This window comes from Paenibacillus aceris (genome assembly GCF_017874035.1).
Lineage (GTDB): Bacteria > Bacillota > Bacilli > Paenibacillales > NBRC-103111 > Paenibacillus_E > Paenibacillus_E aceris.
The window spans coordinates 1-18,490 of record NZ_JAGGKV010000044.1; the positions used below are offsets into that span (position 1 = coordinate 1).

Annotated in this window: 17 protein-coding genes and 2 pseudogenes; 10 read left to right on the forward strand and 9 right to left on the reverse strand. The window is 43.3% G+C overall.

Translation table 11 applies throughout. The annotated features are described in order from the left end of the window. Window positions 1-190 precede the first annotated feature (190 nt). Window positions 191-481 carry an immunity 53 family protein gene (locus J2Z65_RS34465; RefSeq protein ID WP_167064886.1) on the forward strand — a complete coding sequence of 97 codons (291 nt, stop codon included), beginning with the start codon at window positions 191-193 and terminating at the stop codon, window positions 479-481. Between the two features lie 61 nt (window positions 482-542). On the opposite strand, the gene J2Z65_RS34470 is transcribed toward J2Z65_RS34465, so the two are convergent. Next, window positions 543-1,487, reverse strand: a complete 945-nt coding sequence (locus J2Z65_RS34470; RefSeq protein WP_209856346.1) for a hypothetical protein — start codon at window positions 1,485-1,487, stop codon at window positions 543-545. Between the two features lie 317 nt (window positions 1,488-1,804). Between J2Z65_RS34470 and J2Z65_RS34475 the strand changes: the two genes are divergently transcribed. The 4 genes from J2Z65_RS34475 to J2Z65_RS36270 all read left to right on the forward strand — a co-directional run bounded on the left by J2Z65_RS34475 (window position 1,805) and on the right by J2Z65_RS36270 (window position 4,304). Then, window positions 1,805-2,437, forward strand: a complete 633-nt coding sequence (locus J2Z65_RS34475; protein WP_209856348.1) for a stalk domain-containing protein — start codon at window positions 1,805-1,807, stop codon at window positions 2,435-2,437. A gap of 272 nt (window positions 2,438-2,709) precedes the next feature. Beyond that, window positions 2,710-2,994: a hypothetical protein gene (locus J2Z65_RS34480; protein ID WP_209856351.1), complete on the forward strand. Its 285-nt coding sequence runs from the start codon at window positions 2,710-2,712 to the stop codon at window positions 2,992-2,994. Between the two features lie 178 nt (window positions 2,995-3,172). After that, on the forward strand, window positions 3,173-3,547 hold the full coding sequence (locus tag J2Z65_RS34485; RefSeq protein WP_167064813.1) for a hypothetical protein: 375 nt from the start codon (window positions 3,173-3,175) through the stop codon (window positions 3,545-3,547). A gap of 631 nt (window positions 3,548-4,178) precedes the next feature. After that, window positions 4,179-4,304, forward strand: a complete 126-nt coding sequence (locus J2Z65_RS36270) for a tetratricopeptide repeat protein (protein WP_420850861.1) — start codon at window positions 4,179-4,181, stop codon at window positions 4,302-4,304. Window positions 4,305-4,444: 140 nt separating this feature from the next. Here J2Z65_RS36270 and J2Z65_RS34495 read toward each other — a convergent pair. Beyond that, window positions 4,445-4,607, reverse strand: a pseudogene (locus J2Z65_RS34495) (alpha/beta-type small acid-soluble spore protein). 774 nt (window positions 4,608-5,381) lie between these two features. Between J2Z65_RS34495 and J2Z65_RS34500 the strand changes: the two are divergent. From J2Z65_RS34500 to J2Z65_RS36020, 3 genes are all read left to right on the forward strand, one after another. After that, window positions 5,382-5,567 (forward strand): hypothetical protein, encoded by a 186-nt coding sequence (locus tag J2Z65_RS34500; RefSeq protein WP_056623138.1) that lies wholly within the window; start codon window positions 5,382-5,384, stop codon window positions 5,565-5,567. Between the two features lie 544 nt (window positions 5,568-6,111). After that, window positions 6,112-6,618, forward strand: coding sequence for an AAA family ATPase (locus J2Z65_RS34505; protein WP_167064810.1), 507 nt, complete (start codon window positions 6,112-6,114; stop codon window positions 6,616-6,618). A gap of 482 nt (window positions 6,619-7,100) precedes the next feature. Then, entirely contained in the window at window positions 7,101-7,658 is a 558-nt protein-coding gene (locus J2Z65_RS36020; protein WP_167064807.1) for a hypothetical protein, read from the forward strand. 288 nt (window positions 7,659-7,946) lie between these two features. Here the strand turns inward: J2Z65_RS36020 and J2Z65_RS34515 are convergent, their stop codons facing one another. From J2Z65_RS34515 to J2Z65_RS34545, 7 genes are all read right to left on the reverse strand, one after another. Continuing rightward, window positions 7,947-8,705 carry a sugar isomerase domain-containing protein gene (locus tag J2Z65_RS34515; RefSeq protein WP_167064805.1) on the reverse strand — a complete coding sequence of 253 codons (759 nt, stop codon included), beginning with the start codon at window positions 8,703-8,705 and terminating at the stop codon, window positions 7,947-7,949. Window positions 8,706-8,710: 5 nt separating this feature from the next. Beyond that, window positions 8,711-9,895, reverse strand: a complete 1,185-nt coding sequence (locus J2Z65_RS34520; protein WP_167064802.1) for an N-acetylglucosamine-6-phosphate deacetylase — start codon at window positions 9,893-9,895, stop codon at window positions 8,711-8,713. A 12-nt stretch (window positions 9,896-9,907) separates the two neighbouring features. Beyond that, window positions 9,908-10,690, reverse strand: coding sequence for a glucosamine-6-phosphate deaminase (locus J2Z65_RS34525; RefSeq protein WP_167064799.1), 783 nt, complete (start codon window positions 10,688-10,690; stop codon window positions 9,908-9,910). After that, complete coding sequence (locus tag J2Z65_RS34530) at window positions 10,683-11,984, reverse strand: neutral/alkaline non-lysosomal ceramidase N-terminal domain-containing protein (RefSeq protein ID WP_167064796.1); 1,302 nt, start codon at window positions 11,982-11,984, stop codon at window positions 10,683-10,685. Before J2Z65_RS34530 ends, J2Z65_RS34525 begins: the two co-directional genes overlap by 8 nt. Window positions 11,985-11,998: 14 nt before the next feature. Beyond that, window positions 11,999-13,276, reverse strand: a complete 1,278-nt coding sequence (locus tag J2Z65_RS34535; RefSeq protein ID WP_205301053.1) for an AGE family epimerase/isomerase — start codon at window positions 13,274-13,276, stop codon at window positions 11,999-12,001. 83 nt (window positions 13,277-13,359) lie between these two features. Then, entirely contained in the window at window positions 13,360-14,868 is a 1,509-nt protein-coding gene (locus tag J2Z65_RS34540; protein ID WP_209856357.1) for a sodium:solute symporter family protein, read from the reverse strand. 151 nt (window positions 14,869-15,019) lie between these two features. Continuing rightward, a complete protein-coding gene (locus J2Z65_RS34545) occupies window positions 15,020-16,162 on the reverse strand; it encodes an ROK family transcriptional regulator (RefSeq protein WP_167064793.1) in 1,143 nt (380 codons plus the stop codon). Window positions 16,163-16,342: 180 nt separating this feature from the next. Here J2Z65_RS34545 and J2Z65_RS36275 point away from each other — a divergent pair. Next, a pseudogene (locus J2Z65_RS36275) lies at window positions 16,343-16,583 on the forward strand (Fic family protein); the annotation flags it as partial. Between the two features lie 242 nt (window positions 16,584-16,825). Continuing rightward, window positions 16,826-18,043, forward strand: a complete 1,218-nt coding sequence (locus J2Z65_RS34555; protein ID WP_209856360.1) for an RCC1 domain-containing protein — start codon at window positions 16,826-16,828, stop codon at window positions 18,041-18,043. Window positions 18,044-18,490: the final 447 nt, after the last annotated feature.

An 18,490-nucleotide genomic window follows, 5' to 3' on the forward strand; every position in this document is an offset into this window, starting at 1 on the left:
AATTAAAGGGCTTTTGACCCGTAGCGTACTTCCATCGTACTGAGGCGCTCGTTTTTTTACAAAGCTGAAATTTATCCAACTACAGGAATCTAACGAGGAACGATAGTTGAGGAGCCGCTGTGGCAACTCCTTTTTGATTCCATTGAAGTAAAAGGAAGATTGAAATGAAATAGTTCAGGGGGATTTCAATTTGAATTTAATAGAATGTTTGGAAGATTGGTATTTATCACAGTGTGATGGAGATTGGGAACATTGTTATGGACTGAAAATCGGAACGCTTGATAATCCTGGTTGGAGTGTCAAAATAAACTTGCAAGAAACTACTTTAGAAAACAAACCATTTGAAAGTTTGGTCAAAGAAAGAACCGAGCATGATTGGATACATTGTAGGTTGAAAGAAGGGTACTTTGAAGGGTTTGGTGGTCCTAAAAATTTAGGGGAAATTCTTTTAATCTTCAAAGATTGGGTAGAATTGAACTAACGGAAGAACTATAGCACAAAGCAGTTCGCCTCGGCTGATAGCTGCTTCCTGCGTTATACCACTAGACAAGCAATAAATGAAATTCTGAGCAGTACATAACCTCGCCTAGTCCAAGGCATATGCGGAGCCGGTTAAGTCGACTGGGGGGAGTGTCAGGGGCAACCCGATCATTGGGCGGCAATGTAACCGTAAGAAATGGAGAATTAATCGTCTGACGAATAAGAGAGCGGACTTTTACCACATTCTTCGAGAAGATCGCGCTCGTTAATGTTTTGGCATAATTGCTATCCTGGGCGATTCTTCTGTATAACGGAATTAATGTTTTGGCCAATGCTCTAACATGAGAAGGGCGTAACGCAGAAAGTCCTTTTACTAGATAGAAGGCATTGCAGAAATTCGTCAAGAATGCAGCGCCCACGCAAGCAGAAAAATTGCCCGGTGTTCCTGCCTCTAATCGAAACAAATTATTATCGCTAAAAGAAAACGGACCTAGAGTATTTTCTAATAAATCAAGCAACCGCTCTTGCTTGCCAAGCTTCAGAAAACGGGTTAAAGCACATGCGAAGCGGGGATTCGCTACAATGCGATTCAATAGACTTCGCATCAGCACAACATTTGCAACCAAGTTTCTCCTATATAAATCCATGTTAATTTCTTGTGAAGGTTTTACACGAGCTAGGATTTTTGTTCTATGGGTGGAACTGGTATTGTTTATTCGTCTTCCGATACGGAATATGTTCTTCTTAGTATCATACTGTACGATATAGGTCGCGTTGTTTCTTAGTTCAAATAATCTCTGGTTGGATCTCGTTAATTTGAAAGCCGGTTGGGGATCGTCTTCAAATGCTTCAAAAGCGACGGAGAGGTTGCGTCGAATCCGGGTTCCACGTTTCACGATTATTTTTTGTCCTAGATTTAGAAATCCGAAAACATCGTCCGTAAATCCAATTTCGGTTGAAGAGACACCGGTGTTGTTCGTAAATTGATCTATCGTTCTTATGAGCATTCCACAACCTCCATAACATGAAGTACTTCAAATTATGTTCGGATTACTTGGATTGCTACTACTAATGCCCATTTGCCACTTTTACTTCCAGCGAAGTATTAAAAAAGCTACTTAGAGAAAAGGAATTGCTATAGTGCCGTTGAACTAACGGATCACGATAGTTCAATGACTTAATAAGAGAGCTACCGAAGATTATTGTTCGGCAGCCTTCTCAGCTACGGGCTGTTTAATGAAATAATCAATTTGAATAAATGGAAACTTATTACAATCCCGTTACGTCTAATTCATTAGAATTAAACATTGGGAGTGATGAGTCATTGAAAAAATTTATTTTAGGATTAATTTGTGGAATCACTTTAACTGCAACAACTGCAGTTTATGCTTCTGAATCTATTCAGGCATATTTGTTTCCAGCCAAAATTGAAATTAACGGACAAAGCAAGGAATTACCTAGTGAATACAAAGTTTTGAATTACAACGGACATGCTTATGTTCCTATACGCTTAATAGGTGAAAGTCTTGGTTTAGGCGTAAGATATACAAATAGTTTAGAATCAGGCAAAGTAATTTCGATAATGAATGAACCTACGGGCGTGGATGAAACCACAAAAAAAACATGGCAAATTCAATATCAATTGAAAATAGGGCAAGATCAAGCATTCGTAAAAGGACTTCTTGGTGAACCCACTGTAATCAGCACTGATCAAAACCAAGAGCTAGTATGGAGATACGATATTTCAGCAAAGTCAAATTATATATTCATGAATTTGGGGCAGGGTTACAATATTGATTTCAATGCCTTGGAAAAAGGGGATCTAGGTGCCCAACTTTTTATTAGCTGGTCAGATGAGGGAAGAATAATGCTGATTGATTTAGGGTATAAGCAAAAAAGTTGGATATACCAATATTATCTTTCACCTGATAATTCTGGTATAAATCTAATGGAATAACAAAAGTATGAGTGACTAAGCAGAATGATTTGTACTTTAATAAACTCAACGAGCCAAAACTAGTCCGCTATTGTGCAACTGGGAACACTTATGGTGTTCTTTTTCTTGTAGAAATAAATCGTACTGCTTTATTATTGCTCTTACAACGCAGCGATACTTATTGTTAATGTAGATGATAAAACGGTAATAAAGAGCCTTGCCATTGAACTAACGGAAAATAATAGTTCGAAATCTATAGTAACCAGGATAATAATGTACGAGAGGATGATACAATGTCGATTTCAAAGAGAAAGCAGATTTGGATTATATCCATAACGACATTGTTAGTGATTTATTTGTTTTTCTTTCCCAATCCAACGGCGGAATTAGCGGTTAGGAAGCATTTATTCTTCTCACTCCATCCAGTAAAGGCTTTCAGGGTTCAAGTTAAGGTGACCGGAAGCACATCGTTTGGTGGAGCTGAATTATTCTTTGTTAATGAAGTTTCAAAATCATTTATCTGGGTGAAGAAAAATTGGTTAGGTTATCGTGTGATTGCTGATGGAACAGGACCATGATTTTTTCGAACAAACCTGCTGTCAAATGCCTATTCAACTAACGGGAGAAAGTTAGTGAAATAACCAGGGAACATATCAACCGGCAGCTGCTTCCTTTTTCTATTGAAGTAAAGAGCAGGAAAGTCTCATTATCTGAACGAATATTTCAAATATTAAAACTTATAAACGGGGACGACTTATGGATGTGATTGATAATTTTATCGGAAGTTGGACGGACTATGCCGAACATATATTAATAATAAAAAAGATAGATGATATCGAGGTTAGAGTTAACTTTTATCCTATTTTAGGAAGTGAACCAGTTAATCGAGATTTATTAGGGAGAACGGCACTATCTATTAATATGAAAGGAACTTTACAAGAACAAGGACTACAAATTGAGTTAGGAGAGGAAGGATTAGGACCAACCCTTGAAATAAAACTAACAAAAGAAAATAATCATGAATTTTTAGAACCAAGTGTCGTTATGGGGCTATATGATGATTTTGAGGATGATTTCGGTGTTCCATGGATATTTCCATTATCGTACTATAAGAAAATTAAAATCGATTAGTACGAATGTTAGGATTGAACTAACGGAGGTCGAGAGTTCAATTACAACTAAGTGAAGCTGCCGGACGTTAGATTCGGCAGCTTTTGTTAAGTTAATGGACAGTATAAGGTAGTGATCTTGAGTTGATAATGAAGGATACAACACAACAATAAAGAAAAAGAAAATGAACCCAAGGAAATCACAGGAGCGAGAACATGACAATGAGGAAAATGATTAAGTCCATTCTTGTAAAAGTAGTAATCGCCGCTATCTTGACAATCATACTCAGTGCTGTTCTTTATTTCTTAAATCTTGGTCCGAATCCTGTTGGGATTTTTATCGTTATTATGATTATACTCTTCTTTTGGGATTGGATATTATGGGGAATTATAAATCGATGATTAAATAGATTGAACTAGGGAGAAAAATAGTGGAGGAGCTTGCTTTTTGGCGAGCTTCTTTTTATTTCAGAATTTAATATGGGGACGGGTTAATAGATGGGCATTTTTTCGTTGATAAAACCTTTGAAAAAATATGTGCATTATGTTGATAGGGCATCTTTTTATGAATCGCTCTTTCTTAGGAAAAAAGCAATTGAAACAATGAAGGATGCAATAAATCAGCCATTTTCTAAAAAGAAAAGGCGAATGGTTTGATTTATTTGGGAATTTTGTATTCGAAAATGAACGAATTTGATCAAGCGTCAAAGTTTTACCATCAATCACTGGAATTAGTATCAGATGAGCAAGGAACGACAAAATTACGACAGGAGATTTGAGAAATTAACTGTTCTAAAAAAGCATTTCAGTTAAGCGAACTGATACGTTTGTTCAATGATAGCAATGTAAGGTTTGCCAGTTTGAACGAAAGGTGATCGTAGTCTTTTTTACCAGTCTTCCATTATATTGCATTATAGATTTAGCGTTTAAATCCATTTAACTGCTGCTCAGCAATTTGTACAAGACGCTTTGTAATTGTTCCTCCGATAGAGCCTGCATCCCTTGTAAGGAGATTTCCATTGTAGCCATTTGGATGAAGAGGGATGCCCAATTCTTGTGCTACTTCACTTTAGTTGGTTAATTGCCGCTTTAGCCTGTGGTACGAGTAAAGTGCTGTTATGCTGTTATTTGCCATGGGTTAAAATCACTCCTTTTCTCAATGTGCTTTATCTTGTGGAGATTAAGGGCTGATTATGCAAGAATAATCTCATTTGAAAAGCTTTAGTTCCCAGTAAGAAATTATTGTTTAATTTCGCCGACCAACTTAGTGATTGGCACAATGTGTCTGCTTATATTATTTCTTAAGTGAGTACAATATATATGTTTCAAATTACTCAAAGGGGTGTGCTAAAGTTATGACTAATCAAAAGAAAAGCGTGAAATCCGAAAAGCAAAAAAACCAAAAACCAAATCAAAAGGGTAAAATTGATGAGGCAAATATTAATTAAGGTGGTTAGTTAACAAAATGGTTCACATATAAAGCCCTAAAAAAGCCTGAGGAAACTTTCCCACAGAACATTTTAGCTTATGTTATCAAGATAGAAAGGAGGTAATCTCAATGTCCAATAAAACTAAAACTAAGATAACCAAATCTCAGCGAACCGTAGATAAGGAACTGCAATCTCGAACTCGAAAATCGCCTGACCAATCTGCACAAAATAATACACACGATCAACCAGGTGATGCTTAAAAACATTTCAGCGAACCATTCAATTAACAGTAGCTGATCTGTTGGTGTTGATTACACAATTGCATGAGGCGAAAACGAACCAATGAGGCTCTATGTGGAATAAGGATGGAAAATAGCATCATAATATAGTAGGGAGATTAACTTTCGAAATTGGAGGATAAATACAATGACATCCAGTAGAGGACATCAAGGAGCTCATGGCACAGGACAAATTGTTAAGCAACTGAACAATCAAGCCCAAGCCGCGGAGCAAATTCAAGGAAGTAATAAGGTTGATCAAGAAATTATTGCAGCCGCAAACGAACATAGTTCAGAACTGGATGAAATCATTGATACGGATGTCAGTTCCTAAGTTGAAGCTTCGGCATGGAACGATCTAAAGTATTAGAGACCTGCGGCATGCTTCATGCTGCGGGTTTTTTTCTTGTTGCGTGCCCAGTAAAGTCCGGTCACGGGAGGGGCCAAGCCCCACCTGTGTAAGAGGACAAGAACATATATGCTTTTGAATCCGCGTATTACCCGGTTTTTTTATTATATGAATACAACTTCTTGTCCTTTCTAATAGACGAGAAGTTGTATTGTTTTCCAATGATGGACATAAAAATGATGTATTTTCCACGATTATAGAACAATGCATTATTATTGGGTTATTATTCATAATTCAAAAAACGAAAGTGTCCCGAAATTTGGATTGATATGTAATTGCACGGGTACTTACAGAGGGAACTTTTTGCTTCAGCAATATGTAAAAGTGGGAAGAAAAATGCCCCTCTATGATAGAACTTCCATCAACATCCTCATGGTTGGGGTTATAATTATAGTGCAGGACAGTTTAGAGATAGATAGACAAATCCAATTATAATGTGCTCATCCAGTTGAATGGGGGGGGACTAGCCATGGGCTTTAGAAATTATCTGATTGAAGACGTTTCTGGTATCGGCAAAACTTCAGTCTGCAATGAATTGCAGCGGCGCGGCTACCATGCCATTCATGGTGACCGTGAATTGGCTTATCAAGGCGATCCGGAAACTGGTACACGTACGGATGGCGTCACGCACGAGCAACACATTTGGCATGTAGATAAAGTAAGAGCTTTGGTCGCCAACCAGGATGAGGCGGTAACGTTTTTCTGCGGTGGTTCTAGGAACTCTTCGAAATTCATAGATCTATTTGACTGCGTTTTTGTCCTCAAGGTCGACCATGACACATTGAACCGGCGGCTTGAAGAGCGACCGAAAAATGAGTGGGGCGGAAAGAAAACGGAACGGGAACTTATTGCGCGATTGCACCAAACAAAAGAAGACACTCCGAAAAACGGAATTATAATCGACGCGACTGTACCGATCGAGCACGTCGTTGACGAGATCGTCCGTCAAAGCGAAGAAAATAGCCAACGACAGTAATTTACGGTAGCTCACGGACAGCCCAATACAGCGGTGCACCTGGATACGAAATACTACCATCCACTGTATTAACCGGGAAGGATAACTAGATAATTACTGAAGCAGCTGGTCACAACGACGGCTGCTTATTTATTGAACGGGCAGTAGAGCGTGGACGAAACTATGATATAAGTACGATATGTATTTCAATGGTGAAAAAAGCCAATCAATTCAGCTTTAGAGAAACGACAGCGGTTGATGTCAACAATTGGCGGTTGGAGTTGCCGGAAATGACACAGGCACCTTATATATTGACAATGAAAGAATAACAAAGTATTACTAGGCGGACAACAAGAAGAAGCCAGCAAACCCTGCTGGCTTTTTGCATTGTAACTAATAAAAATCTCAATTTCAACTTGATATAATCTTTACTTCATCTTGACATGTACGCATTATATTTATACCTGTAACAGCCATTAAAACAATGAAAAGAGGTAATTGACATGGTAAAGAAGAAAACAAAATTATTTACTGTACTTGGTGTTTCAGCAGTACTCCTAGTGGGAGCTGCTAGTGCATACGCGGCCAATGCGGCTAATACAGCCAATGCAGCCCCAAAACAACAAGTAAATGAAGTAGTACAAGTACAAACACAAACACCAGAACAATCACCAACACCTCAAGAGATTGAAGCCGTATTAAAAGGTGAACCAACGCCTGCAACGATTAAAGTAGAAGGGTTATTTTCAAAAGATGGCAAGCCTGATCATACGGCGGATTTTTTTCTCAACGATGAAAAATTAATCTCGCTATTGAAAATGAGTACACAAGAATTAAAACAAGAATTAGCAACAGGAAAATCTGTCGTTGAGATTGCAGAATCCAGAAATGTTTCAAAACAGCAACTGTTGGATGTCATTGGAAAAACACAAGTTGACGCACAAATTCAAGCTGAAAATAAGGGCGAAGTTCCGAAAAGCGTCAGTACGATGGAAAAAGATATTGCAAGAAAAGTGGGACAAGTCATCGAACATAAAACGGATACTCCATGGAATAAATAAATCGCTTAACGAAAAGGAACAGCTCTGCCGACGGAGGCAACTGTTCCTTATTTCATCTTTACACGATCTTTATTTGGCTTATGTATGATTTATTAGTTGAACTATTCTCTCATAGAAAATGTGGTGTGATACAGAACACTGAAGTTGTATTGATGGAGCAGGTTCGGAAACTAGCATGGTCTACCGAAAAATATTGAAAAAAGCAATGGCAGAGTTACATAGTACCTGTTGCCACTGCTTTCTGTGATAGTCAACCTAAACTGTTAAGTATTAGCTCATGTGATGGCTTTATAGTTTCTTAATTCTGCCTTTGAATTTTTGAATGAAGCGTGCATTGGACTCATCACCGCCGCTTGCGTTGCCGCTCATCCAAATGGGTGGTTGAATGCCGTCCTTGACCAGTAGATCGATCGTTTCCGACACGAGCGAATTCAAAAGGTAGGCATTGGCGAAGGTGGACATGGCGGCAACCCTTTGCTCAAGTCCCTCGATCTCAACCACGGCATCGCCTACGTCAATTTTAGTGTCGAGTACAATATCGACCAGGTCATGCAAATTTTGCTTGGACGGATGACGGGCCACATGGTCATTGGGTGTCGCGAGCGCATGCCTGACAGAAGTGACCCCGATGGTTTTGACTCCGTGCGATTTGGCCACCAAGGCTGAATCAACGGTAGCAGAGTTGATGCCATAGGCGTTGATGATGATTAATAAATCCCCTTGCTTCAGCCCGTAATCATCCATCACGATGTTGGCATAGCCGGGGGTCCGCTCGACTGCCATGGATCGCAGCGCTCCCCCGCTGAGCAGAGTACCTTCATCCAGTATGGCACTGATGTGCATAAGTCCGCCAGCCCTGAAAAAAATCTCCTGAGAGCCGAGATTCGAATGTCCGCCGGGCCCATAAGCATATACGATGTTATCATGTTTGATGTGCTCCGCCATCATTCGAGCCGCTTTGGCAACCGAATCTTGTTCTTCTTGATGAAGCAACTCCAGGTGATGAATAATTTTATGAAGGTACTGAGACATAACGGCTGTGCTCATGCGCTTCACTCCTTGGTTGATGTAGTCAAATCGAAGACCCGATTGCCTTGCTTGTAGGTTTGAACGATGGTGATGCGTTGTTCTTTCAGTTCAAACAAAACCAGATCGGCTGGCGCACCGATAGCGAGTCCGTTCTGCGAAGGCAATCTCATAAAAGTGGAGGGACGGACCGAGCCCATGTCCCATGCGTCCTCCAACGCTGCCAAACCATTTTTTACAAGATGGGATATGCCCCAGGGAAGCAGCTGCACCGATCCTGCCAGCAGTCCGGGATTTTCCGCAAGATGCAGTCTTCCTTCCGGTGTAAGCACGACTCGACCGCCGATATGATTATCGTAAATGCCAGGCGCCATGCCACTTAAGAAAACAGCATCGCTGACGAGTATGGTATTTTTTCCTTTGATCCGCAAAATAACCTTTAATACCGATTCGGGCAGATGAAACCCATCGGCAATGATACAAGCTGATAGCCCGTCTTGGCTTAATTGCTCCCATATATAGTTGGGATGGCGGGGCAGCATCAAATGGGCGCCGTTTCCGAGATGAGTGGACATTCGCGCGCCGGCCTTGACAGCTTCGTCGATTTGCTCGGCTGAGGCTGAAGTGTGTCCTATCGATACGGTAATGCCTTGATCCACACAACGCTCAATAAAATCAAACGACCCTGGCCATTCGGGTGACAGCGTAATGATTTTGATTCGGCCTCGGGCTGCCTCCTGCCACTTTTGAAATAAAGGCCAGCTCGGCGCTTTGGTATAGCTCTTGTCATGCGCTCCACGGGGACCGTCCTCGGGCGAAATGAAAGGGCCCTCCAGATGAATACCCTTGACTCCAGCCTGGGAAACGGGGTCCCCGTCGCAGGCAGCTGCAATGGATTGCAGCGCCTGTTCGATTTCCTCATCCCCGTTGGTAATAACCGTAGGATAATAGGAGGTCACGCCTTCTTTCCAAAGCTCGCGCGTAGTGTGCTCGACCGATCCCTTGGCAATAGGGATCGTGTTGAAGTCTGAGCCGTAGTACCCGTTAATTTGCAAATCCACCAGTCCAGGAGCAATCCAGGGCAGCGAATCATTATTTTTTTCTGGAGCTATCGGTTGGATATCCTTGATCCGGCCGTGCTCGATGTGAATCGTAACGGGTTCCTTTGTCTTATAATGAATTCCTTCTACCGTCGTTACGCTTCCCAACATGTCATTCATCTCCTAACCGATGCTTCCATCATATGAGTCTGTGTCCAAATATAGCGTGCAGTCCGGATGCTTGCGGAGAATAGTGGAAGGGCATGACGTTGAAATGGCATCGTTCAGCGTTTGGTGAACTGCCGCGGTTTTGGTCTTGCCTGGGACCATACAGTATAAGTGTGCGCTCGAGAATAGGGCAGGGATCGTCAACGTAAGTGCATGAGTTGGGACGTCCTGCAGACTGGCGAAGCAGCCGTCATTGACCTGCTGTTGTCTGCACGGCTGTTCAAGCTCAACGCTCTTCACCAGCGATGTATCGTTAAAATCAGCGACAGGCGGATCGTTGAAAGCAATATGACCGTTCTCTCCGATGCCTAAGCAAACGATATCGATTGGCGCCTCTCCAAGCAACCCAGCGTATCTCTGGCATTCCTCATCAAGATCACCGGAGCTGTCGATCAAATGGACTTCCCCCGGCTTTACCTCGTCAAACAGCCGCTCTTGGAGGAATGTTCCGAATCGTTGTGACGCCTCCTTGGCAAGACCGATATATTCGTCCATGTGAAAAACCGTAACTCGAGACCAGTCGATCCCTTCTATGGCCTTTAAGGTTTGTAAAAATTCATTTTGCGACGGAGCTGCAGCGAAAACCATCCGAATACGATTATTGCTGCCCAGAAGCTCCTTCATCTTATCGGCCACATGGCTTCCGGCTGCTTTTCCAAGTTCCGCTCTGTTTTCGTATATGCGTACATGTAACCGATCAACGGTTGTAATTTGCAGTGGTTGTATGGTTTTACTCATGATTCTGTTCCTCTCCTATGAGTTGGGATATAGTGCTGCAGATGATGCCCTCAACTTGAGGGTGAAAGGGCGACGGCAAACCAAAATAAGGGACGGAACCTTGGGATTCGTAACCACCTTGAGCAAGCTGTTCCGAGGTTGGTACATAGCCGATCATTCCATTGGTATAGCCAAGGGGAAGCATTCTCCCATGGGATGTATCCATGACAAAAGTACCGTAATCCACCACTATTTCCGCATTAAATGTTATGAATGACAGTTCTTTCGCCAAGTCCAGCCGCGTCATTTCCAAGGGAATACTCGCTTTTCTGCGTTGCGGTTGATGGAGCAGAAGGCGGGCCCACTCACCGTGGATGTCTGTTCGATTAGCTTGTTCTTCAAGCTCATTAACGGTCGGAACCGAATGGAAAGCCAGCGGCAGCACCATCGTCATACTTTTTAAATCAGTAGGTGTAAGCTCATCCATCGGTAGGCTATTGATACGAAGCACTTCTTCGCTTAACCAACTCCCAAAGCGCTCGACTTCCATGCGGTGGCCTCTATAAAATTCATCGTCGTTGATAAGCGCGGGCCGAATATCCCCGCAGCATCCTTGTAAAAAGGCGCCGATGACATTCTCCCCCAAGGATTGCTCGATTCGTTCCATGGCCACACCGCAGTACTCTGAAGAAATTTCGTTATCCCCGGTCGTTGTTGGGTGGCAGGTATAATGTACAAACAGCCCCTTGATCCGGCCGCTTAACGCGCGAAATCGAATCACCGTCACGGACGAATCGACAGGTCCGCTTTCGTTCGGGGCCATGACGATTTGTCCGTCGCATTCTTTTCTACGGTTCACGCCGATTAGGCATTGCCCGGTACCCCGTTGAATCGTTACGGGCTCCATATTTTGAAGTGCCTGTTCGATTCCGACCAGCTGCCATTGCTCCAAATCCTCCAAATAATGAGGATCCGGCTTGCCGAGAGCTTCCAAGAAGCAGTCGCTGGTTTGGGGTCCGGAATGGGTATGGGTTGCATGGAGAATCACCGTTAGAAATCCGTAACGATCCCGCAGCTTGGGCGTCAGCTTTTCCACGAGGTCGGTTCCCCACCAGATCAAATCCGCGGAAACCAGGAGCGCTGTAGTCTTGGTTCCCAAGTCATCCGACTGCTCAAAACAATGAATTCTTGCGTATAACTGGTGGGCGATATGCTTGAATCCCCCAGTTCGATGCGCGAAGCCTGCGAGTGGAATGGGGGTTCCTGGGGTGATATCCACTTTAGAAGTGCCTAACTTTAATGGTGTCTTCATCATCGGTTCACCTTTCATTAATCCGAGGCTTTAGAATAAAGCTCGATGATAAGCAGCACGTTGCGAATGATATGGAAAGGGTCTTTGACGGGTAACGCGACAACTTTATCCATGGGATTTCCATCGCGGTCTCGAATCTGAATCCACTCCCCGATCTGCTGATCCGGATGGGGGAAGATCCTGAAGACGTAGTCGTGCGTTTTTTCATAGAGATCTTTGAATCTTGTATCTTTGGATAACTCAAAAGCCAATAAAGAACAGTACAATGCTTCCGAATGAGGCCACCATAACTTGGAATCCCATGTTTCTAAAATTAACGTTTCGTAGGGGTCGCCTGTTTGCTCCCCTTTCGGCAGCCCGCCATCTTGATCGACAAAGCGCAGCAATCCGCCTTTTTCCGTATCCCATCCCAGCTCGAACGCTTTTTGGATAACCGGAAGCGACTGTGCCGCAAGATCCTCCCGATGGAGTCGGGTTGCAGCTTGAATAACAAACCACATGCACTCGAGCGTATGTCCCGGGTTAGCATGCCGGCAAAGAACAGTAGGTGGCACCTCGCCCTGGATAGGAAGCAGCTCGGCAATCCGGTGATCGGGCATCCGGAACTCCAACATAATTTGCTCCGTATAGGCGAGGCAATCCTTCTTTAAACGCTCGTATGCGGGATGATGGAAATCTCTCAAAGTCTCCATCACTTGCTCCGAAGTATTCAATAGAATCATAGAAACGGAATGGGATTTCAGACCGTGCGGGATGGGATAGGGCTCGCTACGGATATGTCCGCTGCTACAGCGGGCCCGAATCCGGTCATACAATCCGAGAGCCTCCTCAGCGATATCATTCCGTCCGCTAACGCGAGCAAATTCGGAAAATCCCAACACAACGAAGCAGTCCGCATAAAAGCTCGTATCGTATCCTTCACCGGGAATGCTCTCTTTCTTATATCCGTCCTCCGTTAATAAAAACGCACAATTTCCGTTCTCCAAGAAAACGTTGTCCCTGAGAAATGCTACAGCGTGTTCCGCTTCCTGTTTAAAGGCTGCGGCGTCGCCGGGCAGTACACCTTGTTCGATTAACCGCGCGATTCGGGACCATATCCAGATGAATCTTCCTTGTGACCAGGTGTACTTGTCAGTACTAATAAGCTTATTTCCCGAATTTGTAAAGCAGGTATACATACCGCCGTTCTGTTGATCCACAGCTTTGCTCCAAAAAGGCAGCAAATCATCGAGCAGATGGCGTTTGTAAAACTGATGTAGCGCGTGGGTATCCCATGCTTCGTTCATGATGCTCATTCCGAGTCCCTCCCGATGTTACTAGGAACAGGTCCGTTCATCTGTTCGGATGCTCGGGCCTGCTCCCAAAGAAAACGTTCGTTTTATGCTTTAATTCCATGCTCACGAGTGTTCGCTTCGTTCACATCGCTGCTTAGTGAATCCAGCAGCTTCTCCACTTTCGGCGCGACCGGTCTGTTTCGGTTCAACCAGCCGATGCCTATAAACAGGATAGCCGACACGAGTACAGGAGAAGCAACCAGTGTGGCCGTGGTAACGGTAAGAACATATTTTACAATAATAAACGTAATAATCCCTGCAACCCACGATACAATTGCCGCTGTAGAGTCGCTTCGTTTGAAGGCAGGAATCAAGCCCAAAAGCATCGGAATCGAGATTGGACCTACCAGTGCGCCGAACCATACGATGAGCAGACTCAATATGCCACCAAACGTACTGGAGTATACTGCGATAGTTAAGGTGAGCACCACAAAAGTTACCATCGCTCCACGGGCAACACGAAGCGCGCTCTTCTCGCTGAGGGTACGGTATTTTTTGGAGATAACAGGTAAAATATCGCGTGTAATAACCGCCGTAATTGCATTAGCGTCCGATGTGGTCATGGCCATCGTATGAGCAAACATGGATGCCAGCACCAATCCGATCAAGCCGTGTGGTAGTAGATCCATCGTCATCATAGAATAAGACTGGGTCGGATCTTTTAAATTTTGGTAAAAGAGGGGAGCGGCCCACATTGGGAAAAACAAAATGAGCGGCCAAATAAGGTATAACGAGCCAGAAAGGATAGCCGCCTTACGTGCTTCAGAACCGCTTGGAGATGCGATGTAGCGCTGTGCCAAATTCCATGTTCCGCCGTTATAGCTGAGAAAATCAATTAGGATATAAGCAAGCACAAAACCCATCGTATAAGGGCCGACCAGAGGCTGACTGTGGGTAGCCGGGAGTTTATCCCAAATGCCAGTAATCGCTCCCAATCCGCCCAATTTCATAACTACAATGACGAACATGGCCACCCCTGCGATCAATTGAACGATAAACTGGGCAAAATCCGTCCATGCATCCGCCCATAAGCCGCCAATTGTCGAGTAAACGAGGGAGATCGCACCTGACAAGAAAATGCCGACTCCCAAAGGAACCCCTGCGAACACATTCAAGATGACTGCAATGGCTGCCCATTTGGCTCCAACGTCAAAAAGCTTGAGCAGCACGCCACTCCATGCCATAAGCTGCTGAGTAGGCACATTGTACCTTGTGGAGAGATATTCCATAGGCGATTCGATGTTCATGCGTTGACGCAGGCGAGCCCATCTTGGAGCAATAATGGCAGCGCCTACAAAAACGGCAATGGATACCGGAACGGCCCACCAAATATAGAGAGTAAACCCGTAGGTATAAGCCACTCCCGCATAGGCGACAAAGACCGCCGCACTGTAACCAGACATGTGATGAGAAATACCCGACAGCCACCAAGGCATTTTACCACCTGCCGCAAAAAAGTCTTGAGTACCGCTGATTTGGCGAAAAGACCAAATCCCGATTCCCACCATGAGAAGGAAAAACAGTCCCAACACGATCCAGTCCAACATAGCCATAATGGAGTTCACCTCTACAATTTAATGTGATAAGGAACAATTAATCCTAGACTAGGACTAATTGGTAATATTAAATTAACACGCTTACATTCCGAGTGTCAATCGTCTTTTCACATTTTTGTCACTTTATTTATTTTCATAAAAAAAGCTGTTATTCCTTTTCAAAATCAAGAATAACAGCGAAAGCGGCCCCAATACTGGAGGCGAAGTGGCTTTTGATGAACAATATCTTTGTCTTTTCTTTTGGAAATTTTAAAGCCCGGCTTTCCACAGAGGACAGTACCGATCGTTTGAAGGCTTCCAGCTTCTCAAATGGACTATCAATTACGATATATCCCGGGTTTATCAGTAATATAATTTGCGAAACGGCCATACCGACATACAGACCAGATCTCCGCATGATCTCATCGAAAGCAGTGGGCTGTGTTCCTTTGCTGTTTAAATAATACTCCAGATTGCTGTCGATTTTTATCTCGGGAAGCTGTTTTTGAATTTGTTTAAGAATCGCAGGGATACTGACTAAAGCCTCCAGACAGCCCCTTTGACCGCAGCTGCATAGTGGGCCGTCTGGTTCCATACACAAGTGTCCCACTTCACCGGCTGTCCAATTGGCGCCGCTGTAGATTTGGCTATCCATAATATGGGCCCCGCCAATACCTTCATCGATACGCAAATAAAAGGAGTTAGATGCATTCTCCGTTGGCAATCCTGTAGAAGGTGCGATGGCTGCGGCCTTCACGAGGTTGAGGACCTTGGTTTTTACCGGAAGCACGGCATCCATTTGTTCTTTCAGCGGGATGTTCCGCCAGCTCAAATGGGAGGAAAAGTAGACAACCCCTTCGATAGGATCGACAAGGGCCGGGACAGCGATGCCTATGCCAAGTACCTCTGGGTGCTGCTCTATCAATGTGTTACATACACGAATAATTTTTGCGATGTACCGATCAGGATCATCTCCATCCATCGCGATACTGCCCTTGTCCAAAATATTAGAGCAATAATCCGTGACGATATACTGGAAATACGAGTTTTGGATCAAGATCCCGATACTCTTATAAGCTTCCGTCCGTAGGCGCAGCTGAATGCGGGGCCTTCCGACACCTCCTTGCTCATCAATGCCGACTTCCTTAATGATGCCGTCCTTTATAAATTTATCAACAATTAACGAAATGGTGTTTTTACTCAAGCCCAAGGCTGCAGCTATTTCTTGTCTGGAGCTGAGCTTCCCTGTGCGAAGGATCGCCAATGTCCTTTTTTCATTTTGCTGCCTTAATAGGGCTGTACCTTTGCTCATGAATTGTGAAGCCCCCTTAGTGAAATATAATTCTTACGTTTCATGATAGCATAATTTAAAATGTCCTAGCTAATCGTCCTCAAGGCGGACGCCATTATGAATTGATCAGACTGCAGATAGAGTAGGGAAACACCAAAATATCCGCTGAATTAACTGAATATGTCATAAAATCAATTCATCATCGCCGCGGAATTTCACTTCCGGTTTGTTTATATCCATCCTTTTTCCGATGGTAATGGGCGCACAGCACGGCTTTTAATGAATTTAATTTTAATGAATTATGGATTTCCGCCAGCTATTTGTAAAAGCAGCAAATGAGGCTCGTTTGAAATATTATGAGACTTTGGAAATAGCGAGTGTAGGAAATGACCTAAAACCTTTCGTACAGTTAATTTCTGTATGCGTTGCAAAAGTATATTAGTGCTGTAAAGTGACCTGTATCTTAAAGAATAACCAAATGAACAGCCAGAGAAGAGGAATTTAACCTTCTTCCCTGGCTTTTTTATTTTTTCATTCGTGAGATAGCCAATTAATGGGGAGTAGAGTTGCTTTTTAATAAGAGAGTCATTTGACCCATTCAAGCCTAGTTAGGCCTATGAATCGGTCTATCTTCATTTAATTGCAACTATTTCCCATTTTTAGCGTCCATATTACTGGGTATAAATGGGTTTATGGAATGGTTTATCAAATTGTTACCTTAAAAAAGGAGAGATGAAGATTTTGAAATTGAAATGTTGGTCAAAACGCATCGTTCAGTCCGCAGCAGTGCTATCGGTTTTATCGCTTGCCGTAGTTACACCATTATCGGTATTCGCAACGGATGAGTTGGGGAAAAATGAACCCAGGATTGTGCAGGTAAATAACCCGAATTTTCCGGTGGCGCTGGATGAGCAGGGGAATGTTTGGTGCTTCGCATGGCATGCCATCTCCGTAAAAGACGGTTTTTTTACGAATCTAATGATAAAAACCCCTGACATTAAAGATGTGAAAAGTATTTCTCAAAATGGCGGTATGATTCTAGCCCTGAAAAAGGATGGTACCGTTTGGACAATTGAGAAACTCGGAGTAAAAAGCAACCTGAATGAGCATGCTTCCGTCAAGTTGGGTGAGCAGATTCCGAATTTGAAGGACATTGTTAAAGTTGATGTTGCGGGCATGATTGGTATGGCTATTGATAAACACGGGAAGGTTTGGATGTTTGAGGCAGCACCGGGCATGTTAAAAGACGATCCTATTTATGCTTCATTAAAATCGGAGCCCATTCAAATTGAGGGCTTAGAGCATGTGACAGATATGTTGATTTCCTATGACTTGACATTTTTAAAAGAGGATGGATCGGTTTGGAATTATGATGGTTATGTTTCTAGGCCAAGCGCAAACTGGTCTTTTTATGACTCCATCAGAGATGTTAAACCCGTACAGTTTAAGAATTTAAAAGACATTGTTAAGCTGGGCGGCGATCATTATGCCCTTGATAAAGATGGAAGCGTTTGGACTTGGGGTAGAACCATACTATCCAAAGATCAAGATGGTTTGGCAGAAGTGCCTTCAGCGCCGTATCGAATGGATGGGCTTACCGATGTTGTTGACTTTGCTAGCGGCAATGACCATGCTCTCTTTGTGAAAAAAGATGGTACTGTTTGGGGCTTAGGATATTTTATTGAGAAATGGGGAGCGCTGGGAGCCAAGCCTGAAAGAGTCTGGAAAGATTTATTCCAACTAGAGGGTATCGAAAATGCGGCTTCTGTGAAAATCTCTATATTGAGTGGGGATTTAACGACGGAGTCTGTTATTAAAAAAGACGGAACGGTTTGGATGTGGGGCATCGATCAATTTCTAGACCTGGTTAAGAAGCCACAGCAAGTAGAATTCAGAAATTAAGTAACCTAGACCGGTCCAAACCTAACAAGACCAATGGATCGGTCTCTTTATATGCAGGAAAAACGGCACCTGCTTATTGACAGCAGCCTGTTCCAGTCATTATGTTAAACCCAAGAACATGGTTACATTAAAAGTCCCATTTGATGCGGCTTTTTCTTTTTATGTCCTCAAGTTCTTGTCAAAATCAGATGACAAGAAGATTATGACATTCCCGATTTTGACAAGAAGATTATGACATTCCCGACGGATCGCGCTAAGCTATATATAGCTATGTATTCTTGATCACGTCAGTTTTTGGTTGATCTAACTGGCGGGGGAGCCAAATAACAACGCTGTAACGGATCCGGTTACGCTAACGGGCAGCATTCCTATTATGTAGAAATACGAGGTTTGAAGCACAAAAAGACTCCTTGGTATGATGTTAAAAGGATCCCAGTTGCTGGCCAG